This is a genomic window from Winogradskyella vidalii (assembly GCF_013403955.1).
Taxonomy (GTDB): Bacteria; Bacteroidota; Bacteroidia; order Flavobacteriales; family Flavobacteriaceae; genus Winogradskyella; species Winogradskyella vidalii.
The window spans coordinates 684,106-700,584 of sequence record NZ_JABFDG010000001.1 but is presented as its reverse complement, the minus strand read 5'-3'; the positions used below and the strand labels follow the sequence as shown (position 1 = coordinate 700,584).

17 protein-coding genes are annotated in these 16,479 nt (G+C 33.3%); 15 read left to right on the top strand and 2 right to left on the bottom strand.

Translation table 11 applies throughout. The annotated features are described in order from the left end of the window. Positions 1-13 precede the first annotated feature (13 nt). The 5 genes from HM982_RS02785 (at position 14) to HM982_RS02765 (ending at position 4,303) form a co-directional block, all read left to right on the top strand. Positions 14-439 (top strand): DUF1573 domain-containing protein, encoded by a 426-nt coding sequence (locus tag HM982_RS02785; protein ID WP_179351596.1) that lies wholly within the window; start codon positions 14-16, stop codon positions 437-439. A gap of 121 nt (positions 440-560) precedes the next feature. Beyond that, the gene (locus HM982_RS02780) at positions 561-1,751 is read left to right on the top strand and encodes a pyridoxal phosphate-dependent aminotransferase (RefSeq protein WP_179351595.1); all 1,191 of its coding nucleotides are present in this window, start codon (positions 561-563) and stop codon (positions 1,749-1,751) included. Next, positions 1,751-2,764, top strand: a complete 1,014-nt coding sequence (gene murB / locus HM982_RS02775) for a UDP-N-acetylmuramate dehydrogenase (RefSeq protein ID WP_179351594.1) — start codon at positions 1,751-1,753, stop codon at positions 2,762-2,764. Before HM982_RS02780 ends, murB begins: the two co-directional genes overlap by 1 nt. A 199-nt stretch (positions 2,765-2,963) precedes the next feature. Next, entirely contained in the window at positions 2,964-3,497 is a 534-nt protein-coding gene (locus HM982_RS02770) for an RNA polymerase sigma factor (protein WP_179351593.1), read from the top strand. Positions 3,498-3,508: 11 nt separating this feature from the next. Beyond that, the gene (locus tag HM982_RS02765; protein WP_179351592.1) at positions 3,509-4,303 is read left to right on the top strand and encodes an anti-sigma factor; all 795 of its coding nucleotides are present in this window, start codon (positions 3,509-3,511) and stop codon (positions 4,301-4,303) included. Between the two features lie 80 nt (positions 4,304-4,383). Here the strand turns inward: HM982_RS02765 and aqpZ are convergent, their stop codons facing one another. Next, a complete protein-coding gene (gene aqpZ / locus HM982_RS02760) occupies positions 4,384-5,070 on the bottom strand; it encodes an aquaporin Z (RefSeq protein WP_179351591.1) in 687 nt (228 codons plus the stop codon). A gap of 261 nt (positions 5,071-5,331) precedes the next feature. On the opposite strand from aqpZ, the gene HM982_RS02755 reads away from it, so the two are divergent. The 7 genes from HM982_RS02755 to HM982_RS02725 are packed head-to-tail and all read left to right on the top strand — an operon-like array spanning position 5,332 to position 12,644. After that, entirely contained in the window at positions 5,332-5,535 is a 204-nt protein-coding gene (locus HM982_RS02755) for a membrane or secreted protein (protein ID WP_179351590.1), read from the top strand. Between the two features lie 6 nt (positions 5,536-5,541). Continuing rightward, positions 5,542-6,654: a glycosyltransferase gene (locus tag HM982_RS02750; RefSeq protein WP_179351589.1), complete on the top strand. Its 1,113-nt coding sequence runs from the start codon at positions 5,542-5,544 to the stop codon at positions 6,652-6,654. Next, a complete protein-coding gene (locus HM982_RS02745) occupies positions 6,645-7,190 on the top strand; it encodes an RNA polymerase sigma factor (protein WP_179351588.1) in 546 nt (181 codons plus the stop codon). The genes HM982_RS02750 and HM982_RS02745 overlap by 10 nt, the downstream gene beginning before the upstream one ends. Then, a complete protein-coding gene (locus HM982_RS02740) occupies positions 7,190-8,434 on the top strand; it encodes an NRAMP family divalent metal transporter (RefSeq protein ID WP_179351587.1) in 1,245 nt (414 codons plus the stop codon). The genes HM982_RS02745 and HM982_RS02740 overlap by 1 nt, the downstream gene beginning before the upstream one ends. A gap of 50 nt (positions 8,435-8,484) precedes the next feature. Continuing rightward, a complete protein-coding gene (gene lipA, locus HM982_RS02735) occupies positions 8,485-9,357 on the top strand; it encodes a lipoyl synthase (RefSeq protein WP_179351586.1) in 873 nt (290 codons plus the stop codon). Continuing rightward, a complete protein-coding gene (gene gap / locus HM982_RS02730; protein WP_179351585.1) occupies positions 9,357-10,352 on the top strand; it encodes a type I glyceraldehyde-3-phosphate dehydrogenase in 996 nt (331 codons plus the stop codon). The genes lipA and gap overlap by 1 nt, the downstream gene beginning before the upstream one ends. Before the next feature lie 51 nt (positions 10,353-10,403). Then, positions 10,404-12,644, top strand: a complete 2,241-nt coding sequence (locus tag HM982_RS02725; protein WP_179351584.1) for a tetratricopeptide repeat-containing hybrid sensor histidine kinase/response regulator — start codon at positions 10,404-10,406, stop codon at positions 12,642-12,644. On the opposite strand, the gene lpxK is transcribed toward HM982_RS02725, so the two are convergent. After that, positions 12,628-13,635, bottom strand: a complete 1,008-nt coding sequence (gene lpxK / locus HM982_RS02720; protein WP_179351583.1) for a tetraacyldisaccharide 4'-kinase — start codon at positions 13,633-13,635, stop codon at positions 12,628-12,630. The two genes, HM982_RS02725 and lpxK, sit on opposite strands and share 17 nt — an antisense overlap. Before the next feature lie 122 nt (positions 13,636-13,757). Between lpxK and HM982_RS02715 the strand changes: the two genes are divergently transcribed. From HM982_RS02715 to msrA, 3 genes are all read left to right on the top strand, one after another. After that, positions 13,758-14,852, top strand: a complete 1,095-nt coding sequence (locus HM982_RS02715; RefSeq protein WP_179351582.1) for a Nif3-like dinuclear metal center hexameric protein — start codon at positions 13,758-13,760, stop codon at positions 14,850-14,852. 2 nt (positions 14,853-14,854) lie between these two features. Beyond that, the gene (locus HM982_RS02710) at positions 14,855-15,640 is read left to right on the top strand and encodes a zinc ribbon domain-containing protein (protein WP_179351581.1); all 786 of its coding nucleotides are present in this window, start codon (positions 14,855-14,857) and stop codon (positions 15,638-15,640) included. A 131-nt stretch (positions 15,641-15,771) separates the two neighbouring features. After that, positions 15,772-16,434, top strand: coding sequence for a peptide-methionine (S)-S-oxide reductase MsrA (gene msrA / locus HM982_RS02705; RefSeq protein WP_179351580.1), 663 nt, complete (start codon positions 15,772-15,774; stop codon positions 16,432-16,434). Positions 16,435-16,479 lie beyond the last annotated feature (45 nt).

Below are 16,479 nucleotides of genomic sequence, written 5' to 3'. Positions count from 1 at the left end.
TAAAATTAAAATGATGAAAAATTTAATAGCAGTATTATTTGTAGGTCTTATAAGTTTAGGATCTTTTGCTCAAGAAAAGCAAGCAAAAATCGAATTTAAAACCGATGTTATTGATTACGGTACCATTGAAAAAGGAGCCGATGGTGTAAGAACATTTGAGTTCACCAATACAGGAAATGCACCTTTAGTTATATCTAATGTAAAATCAACCTGTGGTTGTACAGTACCAAAGAAACCTAAAGGCCCTATTATGCCAGGAGAAACTGGAGAAATAGAAGTAAAATACGACACTAAAAGAGTTAACCCAATTAGAAAAACAATTACCGTTTTCTCTAATGCTGAAACGCCAACAGTAGCCTTAAAAATTAAAGGTACAGTAGTGGATACTAATAAAGCTAGTGTTTTAGAAAAGAAAAGTAAAAGTATGCTTGAGCAATGATCAAGAATTCATTTATAAATTTAAAAAGAGAGCTTTCATTATGAAAGCTCTTTTTTTATGCTTTTTTTACCTTTAAACTTTAAGAATTTTCAGAACTTAGCATTTTAAAAACCGATAGCAAATGCCAATAATTTCAAAAAAAGGTAATAATATGCCAGAATCGCCAATTAGAAAATTGGTGCCGTATGCTGAAGAAGCTCAAAAAAAAGGAAAAAAGATTTATTACCTAAACATAGGTCAACCCGATATAAAAACACCACAAGTAGCTTTAGATGCTATAAAAAATAACACACTTGAAACGATAGCGTATAGTAGATCTGAAGGTGCTGAGAGTTATAGAATTAAGATTGCAGAATACTACAAACGTAATTCCATTGAGGTTTCTCACAATGATATCATTGTAACTACGGGAGGAAGTGAAGCCCTTTTATTTGCTTTTGGGAGTATAATGGACCAAGGTGATGAAATCATAATTCCTGAACCTTTTTATGCCAACTACAATGGGTTTTCAACAGCATCGGGAATAAATGTCATTCCTGTAATTTCTAAAATTGAAGACAATTTTGCTTTACCTGCAATTGAAGAATTTGAAAAACTTATTACTCCTAAAACTAAAGCGATTTTAATTTGTAACCCAGGAAATCCTACGGGCTATTTATATTCTAAAGAAGAAATAAAACAGTTAGCTGCTATTGTAAAAAAGCATGATTTATTTTTAATTGCCGACGAAGTTTATAGAGAATTTGTTTATGATGGTATTGAGCATTACTCTATACTGCAAGAAGAAGGCCTAGAAGAACATGCTATTGTTATCGATTCTGTTTCTAAACGATACAGTATGTGTGGCGCACGAATTGGCTATTTAGTGTCAAAAAACAAAGCCTTAATTACTACGGCTCTAAAATTTGCACAAGCTAGATTAAGTCCACCAACATTAGCTCAAATTGCTAGCGAAGCTGCACTAGACACGCCTCAAAGTTATTTTGATGATGTTAAAGCCGAATATGTAAAACGCAGAAACACGCTAATTACTGAATTAGAAAAAATTGAAGGTGTAAAAGTTGCCAAACCAAATGGTGCTTTTTATTGTATAGCAGAATTACCGGTTAAAAATTCAGATAATTTTGCCAAATGGCTTTTAGAATCCTTTGACTATAATAACGACACCATCATGGTTGCTCCTGCTGCAGGTTTCTACTCGACACCTGGTGTTGGTTTAAACCAAGTTAGAATTGCTTATGTTCTAAATGAAGAAAGCATAAAAATTTCGGTTAAAATCTTAGAAGAAGCACTAAAAGTATATAAAGACTAATGGCCATCATTAACAATACGTCTTTAAAACCCTTTAATACCTTCGGCATTGAAGCTAAAGCACAATCGTATTGTGCTATTAGCTCTGTTGAAATGCTTAAGACTATTTTAAAAGAACAGCATAAAAATCCTTTATTCATTTTGGGTGGCGGAAGTAATATGCTTTTAACCAAAGATATTGAAGCCCTGGTGCTTCATATTAATCTTAAAGGGATTGAAACTGTTAGCGAAACCAATGACATAGTTGTTATTAAAGCCATGTCAGGAGAAAATTGGCATAATTTTGTCTTGTGGTGTTTACAAAACAATTATGGTGGTATAGAAAATTTATCTTTAATTCCAGGGAATATTGGTACAGCTCCAATTCAAAATATTGGTGCTTATGGCGTTGAGCTTAAAGATGTTTTTGTGAGTTGTGAAGCAATGCATATTGAAACTCAAACAATAAAAACGTTTACTAAAGCCGATTGTAATTTTGGGTATAGAGAATCTGTTTTTAAGCAAGATCTAAAAGGACAATATATTATTACGAGTGTTAACTTAGAGCTTTCAAAAACAAATCATCAGTTGCACACCAATTATGGCGTCATAAAAAAAGAACTTGAAACTATTGGGGTTACAACGCCAACAATTCAAGATATTTCTAATGCCATTATAGCTATAAGACAAAGCAAATTACCTGATCCAAAAGAGCTGGGCAATAGTGGTAGTTTTTTTAAAAACCCAATTATTTCTACTGAAGATTTTGCGCTATTAGAACAAAACTTTCCGGACATCCCCTCGTATAAAATATCTGATAAAACCGTTAAAGTACCCGCTGGTTGGCTTATTGAAAAAGCAGGTTTTAAAGGCAAACGCTTTAACAACTATGGTGTACACAGCAAGCAAGCCTTAGTTTTAGTAAATTATGGTAATGCAAATGGAAAAGAGATTTTTGAGTTAGCACAATTAATCCAAAAAACAATAAAGCGCCTATTCAATATTTCTATTGCTACTGAAGTAAACATTATATAAAACAAAAGTCGCAATGATAATTACGACTTTTGAATTTAGAATAATTTTTTTTGAATATGCTATTAATCAAACCCTTGCGGATATCAAACCATTCTAATGTTTTATATAGATCACCTAATTACGGTGTATTTAATTATATTTACGTTCTCAAGTAATTTTTAGACGTACCTAAGACCAAGAAAAACAAGACTTTAACATTTTGAGTACAACACCTACAGAGCAAAAAATCATTCATTACCTCCAAAAAGGAGATAAGCGTGCCTTAAATTTACTTTACGAAAACTATTCGAACAGTCTTTATGGTGTCATCTTAAAGATTACAATCAATGAAGAAGTAGCACAAGATGCCTTACAAGAAACTTTTATTAAAGTATGGAAAAATGCTTCTAAGTACGATCCAAAAAAAGCAAAACTCTTTACTTGGCTCTTTCGTATTGCACGAAATACAGCCATAGATAAATTGCGTAGTTTTAATAATAGATACCATAAAGAAGTCCAAATTGAAACTTCTAACGTATATATCTTACCAACAACAAATTTTAACCAAGATGTTATGGACATCAAAAAACATGTTGGAACACTAGAAGAAAAATATCAAATTGTGTTAGATGCCTTATTTTTTCAAGGTATGACGCAACAAGAAGCCAGTGATGAATTAGACATTCCTCTTGGCACTATTAAATCTAGATTAAAAATAGGATTGCGAGAACTGAAAAAAGTTTATAATCCATAAATTATTTGATCATGGAAAAACAAGTACACACCTTTTTAAACTCTGACCTACTTAACAAGTATTTGGTTGGCGAAACTTCTCTAGAAGAATCAAAAGAAGTTGAACACTTTATTTCTACTTACCCAGAAGTCGCAGAAGCTTACGACAAACTTCAGGATAATTTAGAAATTGTAGCTAAAGCAGGCGCTGTTGATCTACCAACTAATATGCTAGATAACATTTTAGAGTCTGTTGAAGAAAAACACACACCTAAAGTGATACCACTGCAGCAAAACAAGAGAAAAACGTCTTGGTATAGTATTGCTGCCAGTGCTGCAGCCGTTTTATTTGCTACATCAACATTCATGCTTTATCAAAAAAATGTTGAATTAAACAGTGAAAACAATATTGTTGTTGGAGAAATCTTTGACTTACGAAGCGATATTGAAAGTAATAACTCTAAGTTAGACGAACTTTCTAGAGAATTGTTAAAACTCAACAATCCAAATTCTAAAAAGTATGTTTTTAATGGTAATGAACGCGCTAAGAATCTAAAAACAGTAGCTTACATTAACCCTGTTGAAAAAACATCTATGATAGATGTCGTTACATTACCACAATTACCAAAAGAGCAGCAATACCAAATCTGGGCTGAGTTACAAGATAGAATGGTTAACTTAGGTATTTTAGACGAATCTGACCGTAAGCTTAAACAAATTCCTTACGTAGAAGACGCCTTAGCACTTAGTATCAAAATTGGAAACAAAGGCGATAACGCAAATGAAAACGATACTGAAGTTGCAGAGATTTCTCTAAAAGAAAACTAAACAACGTTAGTTAATTAATCCAAAAAAGCGGCGCAATAAAAATTATTGCGCCGCTTTTATTTTTTATGCTTTATACTAATCTAAGCTTTAGAAAAAAAGGATTTATGAATAAGACCTCCTGCAATAGCACCTGCAATCGGAGCCACCCAAAACAACCAAACCTGAGATAAATAAGCACCATCTGCATATATAGCCTGACTTAATGAACGTGCAGGATTAACAGATGTATTAGTAATTGGAATACTAATTAAATGAATCAGTACCAAAGCTAAACCTATAGCAATACCAGCAAATCCTTTTGGAGCCTTAGGATATGTACTTCCTAAAATAACTAACAGAAAAAAAGCTGTTAATACAAATTCTGCAATCAAAGCAGAAACCATACTATAACCATCTGGTGATAACTCGCCGTAGCCATTTGCTGCAAATCCTCCTACGCCATCAAATCCTGATTTCCCTGAAACAATAAGATATAAAACCCCGGCAGCAACAATGGCACCAATAACTTGTGCGAGAATGTAGCCAGGTAGATTTTTAGCCTCAAACTTTCCTCCTGCCCAAAGCCCAATAGATACAGCAGGATTAAAATGCGCACCAGAAATATGCCCAACACCATAAGCCATAGTTAATACGGTTAGACCAAAAGCTAAAGCTACACCTACAAAGCCAATACCTAATTCTGGAATTCCAGCAGCAAAAATAGCACTACCACAACCGCCAAAAACAAGCCAAAATGTTCCAAAAAATTCTGCAAATAGTTTTTTCATAATCGATAAATTTTGTTTAGTAATAATTGATTAACAATGATTAAGACACAAAATCAACACGTTAGGTCACACAATTAATCTAATAACTCGTAAATAGCGCTATTTTTTCTAAAGCAACAGTACCTTTCAAAAAATTATCAGTTTGATTTAGGAAGTCATTAAAAACATTTTTTAACTAAAAGTTTAAAGCAGCTATCAAGTCGTTGAAGAAAGTTATGAAATACAAGTAAAAGCCTTATCTTTGCATAAAATTAGCTTAAAATGAAATTGTTTTTAATTACACTTGCGTTATTACTATTAGCTGTTGCAGGAATAGCTATAAAAATATGGGCAAAAAAAGACGGAAAATTTGCAGGCACATGTGCCAGTCAAAATCCTATGCTTAACAAAGATGGAGAAGCTTGTGGTTTTTGTGGAAAAACACCAGATGAATATAAAGATTGTAACGAAACACAACATTCTTAATCTTTAATGACACTTCCCTCAATACTGTTTTATGCATTTATTGCAGTAGTTGTTATTCAAATCTCTTATTACGCTAGCTTTTTATTTTCTTTTGGAATCAAGTGTGCAGAAACACGGTTAAAAAAACACATCCCTGTTTCTATTATAATCTGTGCTAAAAATGAAGCAGAGAATTTAAAGAAAAATCTCCCCAAAATTATAAGTCAAGACTATTCTGATTTCGAAATTGTTTTAGTCAATGACAGTTCTTATGACGATACGTTAGACGTTATGAATGCGTTTAAAGTCAAACACAGCGCTATTAAAATTGTCGATGTCAGAGTTAATGAAGCCTTCTGGGGCAATAAAAAATTTGCGCTTGCCTTAGGTATAAAAGCGGCTAAAAATAATTATTTGGTATTTACAGATGCCGATTGTACTCCAAACTCATCACAGTGGTTATCTCATATAAGTGGGAATTTCTCAGAAGAAAAATCTATTGTTTTAGGCTATGGTGCTTATGCCAAAAAGAACTTCTCATTACTAAATAAGCTTATTAGATTTGAAACGGTTATGACGGCCTTACAGTATTTTTCTTATGCACAATTAGGCGTGCCTTACATGGGGGTTGGTCGTAATATGGCTTATAAAAAAGACCTGTTTTTTAATAATTGTGGTTTTAATAATCACATGGCAATTAAATCTGGTGATGATGATTTGTTTATAAATGAAGTAGCAAACCCTACAAATACTGCATTATGCTTTACTAAAGAAAGCTTTACAATTTCTGAACCAAAGACAACGTTTAAAGCATGGATTCTTCAAAAAAGAAGACATATAAGTACTGCTCATTTGTATAAATTAAAACATCAATTTCTATTAGGTGTATTCTACATGTCGCAGTTACTATTTTGGATTTTGGGGATAACACTACTAGTTATAGGTTTTTCTTGGCCATGGGTTGTAACACTAACCAGTCTACGATTTTTAATACAAGGGTTGTCTTTTGGGATTACAGCTAAAAAACTCGAAGAAACAGACCTCATACCACTGACACCAATTTTAGAATTATTCCTAATTACCACACAATTAAGTATCTTTATTGTTAATTTGATCTCTAAACCCAAACATTGGAAGTAAAAGAAGCCATAAACAAAGCAAAAAATAAAGAACAAGCTGCATTCAATTTCCTCCTTGACACTTATTGGAATGATGTGTATGCATTTCAACTTAAACGTACCTTAAACGAAAATGATGCTGAAGACATCACCATTCAGACCTTCTCTAGAGCTTTTGATAAAATAGAAACTTATAATGACAACTTTAAGTTTAAGACCTGGCTCATTACCATTTCAAAAAACATTCATATTGATTTAGTTAGAAAGCAAAAAAAATCTTTCAATAACACTTCTAAAGACAACGAAGACAATTATTTAAATATTGTTGATAATTCACCCACACCTGAAGATAAAATTATTACCGAGCAAAATCTAGCAAAACTTTTACGCGACATAAAAAAACTAAAACCACACTATCAAGAAATCATAAACCTGAGATATTTTCAAGAATTGAGTTATAAAGAAATTTCCGAAAAACTCAATGAACCCATCAACAATGTAAAAGTTAAACTTCTGCGAGCCAAAAAATTATTAGCTGCTATAATTACCAAAAGTTAGTGTTTTCAATATTTAAAAAATTAGGTCCAGGCCTATTATTCGCTGGAGCAGCCATAGGCGTTTCTCATATTGTACAATCCACAAGAGCTGGAGCCGAATTCGGTTTAGGTCTGCTTTGGGCCTTACTACTCGTACATATTTTTAAATATCCCTTTTTTCAGTTTGGAGCAAAATATGCTGCTATAACAGGAGAAAGTTTAATTCACGGTTATCATAAATTAGGCAAGGGCGTATTAATTACTTATTTCATTCTTAATATTGCTACTATATTCACCATACAGACAGCAGTAACCATAGTCACCGCAGGAATTGCCAATACACTTTTTGGTGATATTAGCTTTTTTAATTACGGGAATTCAAAAGTTTTAAACATTGAAATCTGGACCGTAATCATACTTTCTATTTGTCTTTTTATCCTTTTTGCTGGAAAATATAAAGCACTAGATAAAATAATTAAGATCATTATTTTAATGCTTACCTTAAGCACACTCATTGCGGTATATTTTGCATATGATAACTTTGAACAGACGCTTAATTTTAATCAAGTATTACCTGAAACACCAATAGAAATTGCATTTTTAGTCGCTTTTATGGGCTGGATGCCTGCACCGCTTGATGTCTCTGTTTGGCAATCTATTTGGGCCGTAGAAAAGAGAAAAGAAAGAGACTCTTTCACTCCTAAAGTAGCGTTATTAGATTTTAACATTGGTTATATTGGAGCTATGCTTCTCGGAATTGGATTTCTATGCTTAGGCTATTTTGTAATGTATGGCTCTGAGGCAACTTTTAGCACTCAAGCAACACTTTTTGCAGGTCAATTAATAGATATGTACACCTCTAATTTAGGGCAATGGTCTTATCTAATTATCGGAATTGCTGTATTAACAACCATGTTTAGTACAACATTAACCACGCTAGATGCTTCACCAAGAGCTATGGCCACGAGTATTGAGGTCTTAACTAACAAAACTTTTAAAAACGGGTACTTGTTTTGGATTCTCACACTTACTTTTGGCACTTTAATTATCTTTTTTGCTTTTGCGTCAGAGATGGGAACGCTTATTAAAATCGCAACTATACTCTCGTTTATAACGACACCTTTTTATGCTTATATCAATTATAGATTAATCTGCAGTAAGCATACACCAGAAGAATGGCGACCAAAAATAATGCTACGTATTTTAGCTTGGCTTGGAATTGTTTTTCTCATCGGGTTTAGTGTTTGGTACCTCACCATGCTATAGACTATTTTATTATTTACTTTGTATCTTTGCGACAAGAAATTGATAATTGCATGGAAACCAAAGTCGCTTCAAATATTTTACCAGAACGCAAGCCAAAATGGCTAAGGGTGAAATTACCTACAGGCAAAAAATACACAGAATTACGAAGTTTAGTAGACAAGTATAAATTAAATACGATTTGTACGTCTGGAAGCTGCCCAAACATGGGAGAATGCTGGGGAGAAGGCACAGCAACATTTATGATTTTAGGAAACGTTTGCACCCGTTCTTGTGGTTTTTGTGGTGTAAAAACAGGCCGACCAGAAACGGTGGATTGGGATGAGCCAGAAAAAGTAGGTCGTTCTATAAAACTCATGCAAATTAAACATGCGGTTTTAACAAGTGTCGATCGTGATGACCTTAAAGACATGGGAAGCATTATGTGGGCAGAGACCGTAAATGCCGTAAGACGAATGAACCCAGAAACTACCTTAGAAACACTTATTCCTGACTTTCAAGGCATCGAAAAACATATCGACCGCATTATTGACGTCGCACCAGAAGTCGTTTCTCATAATATTGAAACCGTAAGACGCCTAACACGTGATGTAAGAATACAAGCGCAATACGATCGCAGCTTAGGAGTTTTAAAATATTTAAAAGACCAAGGACAACGAAGAACCAAATCTGGTATTATGTTGGGACTTGGAGAAAAACGCGAAGAAGTTATTCAAACACTATATGATTTAAAAGCTCAGGATGTTGATGTAGTTACTATTGGGCAATATTTACAACCTAGTAAAAAGCACTTACCTGTACAAAGTTTTATTAATCCTGATCAATTTAAAGAATACGAAGAAATTGGTTTAGAATTAGGCTTTAGACATGTTGAAAGCAGCGCTTTAGTAAGATCGTCTTATAAGGCTCAAAAACACATTAATTAATGATTACTATCGCAATTAACGGCTTTGGAAGAATAGGTCGTCGTGTGTTTAGGCTAGCCTTAGAACATCCAGAAATACAAGTTGTTGCTATCAATGATTTGGCCGACTCCAGAACGTTAAGCCATTTATTAAAATACGATAGTATTCATGGAGTTCTAAATGCAACGGTGAGTTTTGATGAACATCATATTATTGTCAACGACACTTTAATACCATTATATAATGTTTCGCATCCTAAAACATTAGATTGGTCTGAAGTTCAACCCGATTACGTAATTGAGTCTACGGGAAAATTTAAAACAAAAGCAGAGCTTCAGCATCATATAGAAAATGGAGCAAAACGTGTTGTTTTGTCTGTACCAGCCATAGAAGATGCTATTAAAACTATTGTATTAGGCGTGAATGACAACACTATAGATGGTACAGAAACCATTTTATCTAATGCCTCATGTACAACTAATAATGCCGCACCAATGATTGCTTTAATTAAAGAGCACCTTGGTATAAAACAGGCTTACATAACCACCATACACTCATACACTACCGATCAAAGTTTACACGATCAACCCCATAAAGATTTAAGACGAGCTAGAGCCGCAGGACAATCCATTGTACCTACTACAACAGGAGCTGCAAAAGCTTTAACTAAAATTTTCCCTGATTTGTCTAATGTTATTGGCGGTTGTGGCATAAGAGTTCCAGTGGCCAACGGTTCATTGACTGATATAACTATAAATGTTGAAAAACCGACTTCTATTAAAGAAGTCAACCATATCTTTAAGAATGCAGCTGAGAATTACCTAAAAAACATCCTCCAATACACCGAAGACCCTATCGTATCTATTGATATCGTTGGTAATCCACACTCTTGTATTTTTGACGCACAGATGACCTCAGTAATCGGTAATATGGTAAAAATAGTCGGTTGGTACGACAATGAAACTGGATATAGTTCAAGAATTTTAGATTTAATTTGCAATTTATCGAACAAATAACCACTTTTGTCGAATAAATAATTATATTTGTTTTTAACTAAACTGAGCTGAATGTCCCATATCAAATATCACATATTTGTTATTTTAGCATGTTTTTGTAGTCTAATTTATGCGCAAGAACATCGCGTTGAAGATGAAGATATGCTTGAATTGCAACTTCTTCAATATCTAAAACAAGCCAAATTAGATAGCGATCGTGGTAATTACTACAACGCTAAGGATAATTTGGACAAGGCCCTAGAGGTTGCCATAAAAACTGAAGATTCTTCTAACCAGGGTAATATCTATACTAAAATAGGAAAAGTTCAATTCTTAGTAGGAGAAGAAGAACAAGCTAATATTTCTCTTAATAAGGCCATACAAATACAGCGTAAAAACAATTACTACGACAACCAAGCCATCACCTATAATATAAAAGGTGTTATTCATACTGCTAAAGAAGAATACAAAGCTGCTTTAGAATATTTTAAATCTGCGGAAAGCCTATTTGAGCAAGAAGATTTAGAGGAGTATATCTCTGAAGTTACGCTAAACGAAGCGAAGGTTTATATTGCTTTAAAACAATATGAAGATGCTAAAGCTGAGTTAGAAAAAACAATTATTATAGCCCGGAAATACGATCAAAAACGTCGCCTTAGTGGGGCGTTGATTAATAGTGGTAAGGTATATTTTGCCTTAGGTGATTCTAATATGGCACTTTCTCAAACTGAAGATGGACTCGCCATTGCTAAAGCCCACAACAATTTAGAAGATGTCAATGAAGCCTATTTAACGCTAAGCGATATTCATGAGAAAAATGGAAATTTCAAAAGTTCTCATGAGTATATAAAAAAACATATTCATTTATCGGATTCAATATTAAACATCAAGCGACAAAACTTACCCCTTGGAATCTCTGGTCAACTCATTAACAATTATAAAGATGCACAGAATGCACAATTAAAAGCACAGATTGATGAAGTTAGTGCAGAAAGTACATTTGTAAGAATTACAACAATATTGAGTATTGCTTTAATTACCATATTATCACTATTAACCTTATCACTGTATAAAAACAACAATATTAGGTTAAACACCAACACTATGCTTCACAAAAAGAATGATGAGCTTATTGTTGCCAAGGAAAAAGCAGAGTTAGCCTCTAAAACTAAAGCTAATTTCTTATCTACCGTTACGCACGAGTTACGTACACCCTTGTATGCTGTTACAGGGCTTACTAATATGTTATTGGATGAAGACCCAAAGGAACATCAAATTCCGCATTTAAAATCCTTAAAATTCTCAGGAGATTATCTACTTACCTTTATTAATGATATTCTTCAAATCAATAAAATTGAAGCCAATAAAGTTGAGTTGGACCCCGAAAACTTCAACCTTAAAAATAAATTAGAAAATGTTATATCTGCTCTTAGTAATTCAGCTAAGGATCAAGATACAACCATACATTTAAACTATGAAAATGGTTTGCCAGAAACATTTATTGGTGACCAATTAAAGATTTCCCAAATCTTAATTAACCTGCTTGGAAATGCTATTAAATTCACTAAAGACGGAGATATCTGGGTAAGAGCGTACAAAATTGGTATTGAAGACAATATGTATAAACTTCGTTTCGAAATTGAAGACAATGGTATTGGTATTACAAAAGAAAAGCAAGACCATATGTTTGAAAGTTTCTCTCAAGGCTCTGTACAAATTAACAGAAAATACGGCGGAACAGGTCTCGGCCTATCTATTGTAAAAGGATTGATTCAGATTCTAAAAGGTAAGATTTATTTACAGAGTGAGCTTGGAAAAGGCACGACATTCTCTTTTGAAATTCCTTTAGAATATGATAAAAATGCTAAAAAACCTGTTGTAGAAGAAGTTAAAAAAGTTAATAAGATGGAAAGCTTGGATTTAAGTAACGTTAAAATTCTAATTGTAGAGGACAACAAGATTAATCAAATGATTACTAAAAAGATTCTAAATAAAATGAATCTTTATTGTGATATTGTTGATAATGGTGAAGCTGCAGTAGAGCAGGTAAAAGAAATCAATTACGATGTTGTTTTAATGGACATCCATATGCCAGGTATAAGTGGATTAGAAGCAACAAAAATCATCAGAACTTTTGATAAAGACCTTACTATTTTTGCCTTAACAGCAGTAACATTAGAAGATAAAATGCACGAGTTTGGTGATGCTGGTTTCGATGATATTATTTCTAAACCATTTAAACAAGAAGACTTCGAATCTAAGTTACACGCCGCGCTTTCTGGTGAAAAGATAGTATCTAGCTTCTTTGGTTAACAAATGTATTAATCGCTCTATTAAATAGAGCTGGCTTATCTATTTTAATTTCTATAGGCAAATAAAACAGCTTTTTCTTTAACCCCTCACTTGTCGACAAGCGTACATAATCCTTTTCTGTAGTAATAATTAGCGATTTTGAAGCTAAATTTTTGAGGTCAGATGCTTTAAAATCATAATGATCACTAAATTCTAAGTGATCAAATTCCAAGCCTTTTTTAACTAAATATTCTACCAATGGTTTCGCATTAGCTATACCTGTTACCAATGTAAATTTTGGAAGCGCTTCCAATTCCATATCTTTAGTCTCAGAAATCACACGAGAAGAATAATCTACAAAACTAAAAAACACTTGCTGGTTTGTCTTTAATTTTAATCCGGAAATGATCTTTTGCTTTTCAGCTTCAGAAATGGTTTTAGGACATTTTGTAACTACAATAATATTAGCACGTTTTGAACCCAACCTAGGCTCCCGTAAATTTCCAGTTGGTAAAACGATATCTTTATAATAGAGGTTATTATAAGCTGTCAAAAGAATATTAAAACCTGCTTTTACTTTTCTATGTTGAAAAGCGTCATCTAACAGAATAACTTCAGGAGCTTGTTTTAAATCACGCAACTGAGCAATACCATTTTGTCTATTAGCATCAACAGCAACAGTAAGAGTTTCAAATTTTCTATAGAATTGAAACGGCTCATCTCCAATAGTATCTGCATTGGCATTTTTGTCAGCAATTACAAAACCCTCAGTTTTTCGTTTATAGCCTCGACTCAATGTCGCCAGTTGTTTTTCAGAAGTTAACAATCGAATTAAATATTCAATCATTGGTGTTTTTCCTGTACCACCGGTACTGAGGTTACCGACACAAATCACAGGAAAATCATAAGCTTTAGAGGATTTAATTCCTGAATCATATAACCAATTCCGTAACCAAGTCACCAAATAATAAATAGGCACAATAGGAAATAATAGAATCCGGATAAACGTCATAATTATGAATGCTTTTAATTTAACATGAAACATCAAAAATGATACGATTCTGCAAATGTAAATTTGAAGATTGCTATTTCACGACGACTAAATTATATTATTTTTGAAACAAATATACATTTATGATCATACAAGACGTAATTAATCACTTACACAACTTAGCGCCTTTAGCCTATGCTGAAGATTTTGATAATGTTGGACTTCTAGTCGGTGATAAAAACGAAAAAGTTTCAGGGGTTTTAGTCACCTTAGACACCCTTGAAACAGTTGTGGATGAAGCTATAGAGAACAAATGTAATCTTATAGTAAGCTTTCACCCTATCATCTTTAAAGGTTTAAAAAAACTAACAGGGAAAACTTATGTAGAACGCGTGGTTATAAAGGCCATCAAACATAATATTGCTATTTTTTCAATTCATACGGCATTAGATAATGCATTTCAAGGTGTTAATTCTATTATTTGTGACCAGTTAGGATTAAAAAACAAAACTGTTTTAATACCGCAATCTGGCACCATAAAAAAACTACAAACCTATGTTCCTAAAGCAAATGCCGAAGCCTTAAGAACCGCACTATTTAAAGCAGGCGCAGGAAATATCGGCAATTACGAATCTTGTAGTTTTAATATTGAAGGTGAAGGCACTTACTTGGGCAACGAAGATTCAAATCCTGTTATTGGCAAAAAAGGCGAATTACACACCGAAAAAGAAATGGCTATTTCTGTAACCTTCAAAAAACACCTTGAAACTACAATCCTGAAAACATTATTTAATACACATCCTTACGAAGAAGTTGCTTATGAAATTTCAACCTTAGAAAACACCAATCAACATATTGGAATTGGTATGGTTGGCGAGCTTGAAAATGCCATGGAAACCGAAGATTGTCTTCGTTTTATAAAAAATAAAATGCAAACCCAATCTATTAGACATTCAAAATCTTTAAACCACCCCATTAAACGCATTGCTGTTTTAGGTGGATCGGGAAGTTTTGCTATACCTGCGGCAAAAGCGGCAAATGCTGACCTTTTAGTAACTGCTGACCTTAAATACCATGATTTTTTTAGTGCCGAAAATAACATTGTACTTGCAGATATTGGACATTATGAGAGCGAACAATTCACAAAAACGTTTTTAGTAGACTATCTCTCGAAAAAAATTACTAATTTTGCCATCATTTTATCAAAGACAAATACAAATCCGATAAAGTATTTATAATTATGGCAAAAAAGGCTGAAGTTTCTGTTGAAGAGCGATTAAGAGCACTATATGATTTACAATTAATTGACTCTAGAGTAGATGAAATAAGAAATGTCAGAGGTGAGCTTCCTTTAGAAGTTAGAGATTTAGAAGACGAAGTTGAAGGACTTAACTTAAGATTAGAAAAGCTAAATGATAGTTTAACTATTATTGATGACGATATTAAGGGAAAGAAAAACTTAATTGAAGAAGCTAAATCTTTAATCAAAAAATACAGTGAACAACAAAAGAATGTTAGAAATAACAGGGAATATAATTCATTGACCAAAGAAATTGAATTTCAGGAGTTAGAAATTCAATTGGCTGAAAAGCACATTAAAGAATTTAAAGTACAGATAGAGCAGAAAAAAGAAGTGATTTCTGGAACTAAAGACCGTTTAAAAGACCGTAATGCGCATTTAAAGCATAAAAAAGGAGAGCTTAACGAAATTTTGAAGGAAACTGAAAAAGAAGAAGAAGCACTTAACAATAAGTCTTTAGATTTTCAGAAGAAAATTGATGAACGCTTAGTTAAAGCTTACCTTAGAATTAGAAACAACGTTAAAAATGGTTTAGCTGTTGTAGCTATAGAACGTGGTGCTTCTGGTGGTTCTTTCTTTACGATTCCACCTCAAGTTCAAGTTGAAATTGCTTCTCGTAAGAAAGTAATTACTGATGAGCATAGTGGACGTATCTTAGTTGATGCGGCTTTAGCTGAAGAAGAAAAAGTAAAAATGAATAAGTTATTTGCTAAACTTAGCAAGTAGTATTCAGTATATTATAAAATTAAGCCTTTGCACCTGCAAGGGCTTTTTTATTTTAATAAAACTTTAAGGAATTCACCCTAAGGATTAGTAACTAATCTCGACTATAAAAAGAAAGACAATTATAAAAGCTTATGAAAAAGTTACTTAGCGTTTTAACCATTACCTTATTATTTAGTTGCCATAATCAAGCACAAACAAACCCAAAACAACAAGCTGTAATCGATGCCGAACCTGTTGTTGTGCCTTTACAAGACGGAAAAGCGAGAGCCTATTTTGCAAGCGGCTGCTTTTGGTGTGTCGAAGCCATTTTTGAAAGTGTAGAAGGTGTAGAGGAATCCATATCGGGTTACGCAGGTGGATTTACAGAAAACCCAACTTACGAAAAAAGTAATACAGGTAGAACTGGACATGCCGAAGCTGTTGAAATTATTTACGACCCTAAAGTTGTTAGTTTTTCAACCTTAGTTGATGTGTATTTTGGATCACAAAACCCCACTCAAGTTAATGGCCAAGGGCCCGACCACGGTTCGCAATACCGCTCAATCATTTTTTACCAAAATAAGGAACAAAAGAAAATCATAGAAAACAAAAAGGCAGCTTTAGCTAAAGAGTTAAATGCAACTATTGCAGCTGAAGTTTATCCTTTTCAAAAATTTTGGGTCGCAGAAGACTACCACCAGAACTATGAACGTAGAAACCCGAACAATGGCTACATTAAGAATGTTTCTATACCAAGATTAAATAAATTTAAAGCTAAGTTTCCTGAATTGTTAAAGGATAATGAAAAGCATTAATATAACTATACCAGACCTTTTGAGGTTTTTAAAACCTCAAAGGTC

Bases quoted from the DNA above. Each gene is read 5' to 3' on its own strand.
- HM982_RS02785 (WP_179351596.1), top strand. From the start codon at position 14: ATGAAAAATTTAATAGCAGTATTATTTGTAGGTCTTATAAGTTTAGGA.
- HM982_RS02780 (WP_179351595.1), top strand. From the start codon at position 561: ATGCCAATAATTTCAAAAAAAGGTAATAATATGCCAGAATCGCCAATT.
- murB (WP_179351594.1), top strand. From the start codon at position 1,751: ATGGCCATCATTAACAATACGTCTTTAAAACCCTTTAATACCTTCGGC.
- HM982_RS02765 (WP_179351592.1), top strand. From the start codon at position 3,509: ATGGAAAAACAAGTACACACCTTTTTAAACTCTGACCTACTTAACAAG.
- aqpZ (WP_179351591.1), bottom strand. From the start codon at position 5,070: ATGAAAAAACTATTTGCAGAATTTTTTGGAACATTTTGGCTTGTTTTT.
- HM982_RS02755 (WP_179351590.1), top strand. From the start codon at position 5,332: ATGAAATTGTTTTTAATTACACTTGCGTTATTACTATTAGCTGTTGCA.
- HM982_RS02750 (WP_179351589.1), top strand. From the start codon at position 5,542: ATGACACTTCCCTCAATACTGTTTTATGCATTTATTGCAGTAGTTGTT.
- lipA (WP_179351586.1), top strand. From the start codon at position 8,485: ATGGAAACCAAAGTCGCTTCAAATATTTTACCAGAACGCAAGCCAAAA.
- gap (WP_179351585.1), top strand. From the start codon at position 9,357: ATGATTACTATCGCAATTAACGGCTTTGGAAGAATAGGTCGTCGTGTG.
- HM982_RS02725 (WP_179351584.1), top strand. From the start codon at position 10,404: ATGTCCCATATCAAATATCACATATTTGTTATTTTAGCATGTTTTTGT.
- lpxK (WP_179351583.1), bottom strand. From the start codon at position 13,635: ATGACGTTTATCCGGATTCTATTATTTCCTATTGTGCCTATTTATTAT.
- HM982_RS02715 (WP_179351582.1), top strand. From the start codon at position 13,758: ATGATCATACAAGACGTAATTAATCACTTACACAACTTAGCGCCTTTA.
- HM982_RS02710 (WP_179351581.1), top strand. From the start codon at position 14,855: ATGGCAAAAAAGGCTGAAGTTTCTGTTGAAGAGCGATTAAGAGCACTA.
- msrA (WP_179351580.1), top strand. From the start codon at position 15,772: ATGAAAAAGTTACTTAGCGTTTTAACCATTACCTTATTATTTAGTTGC.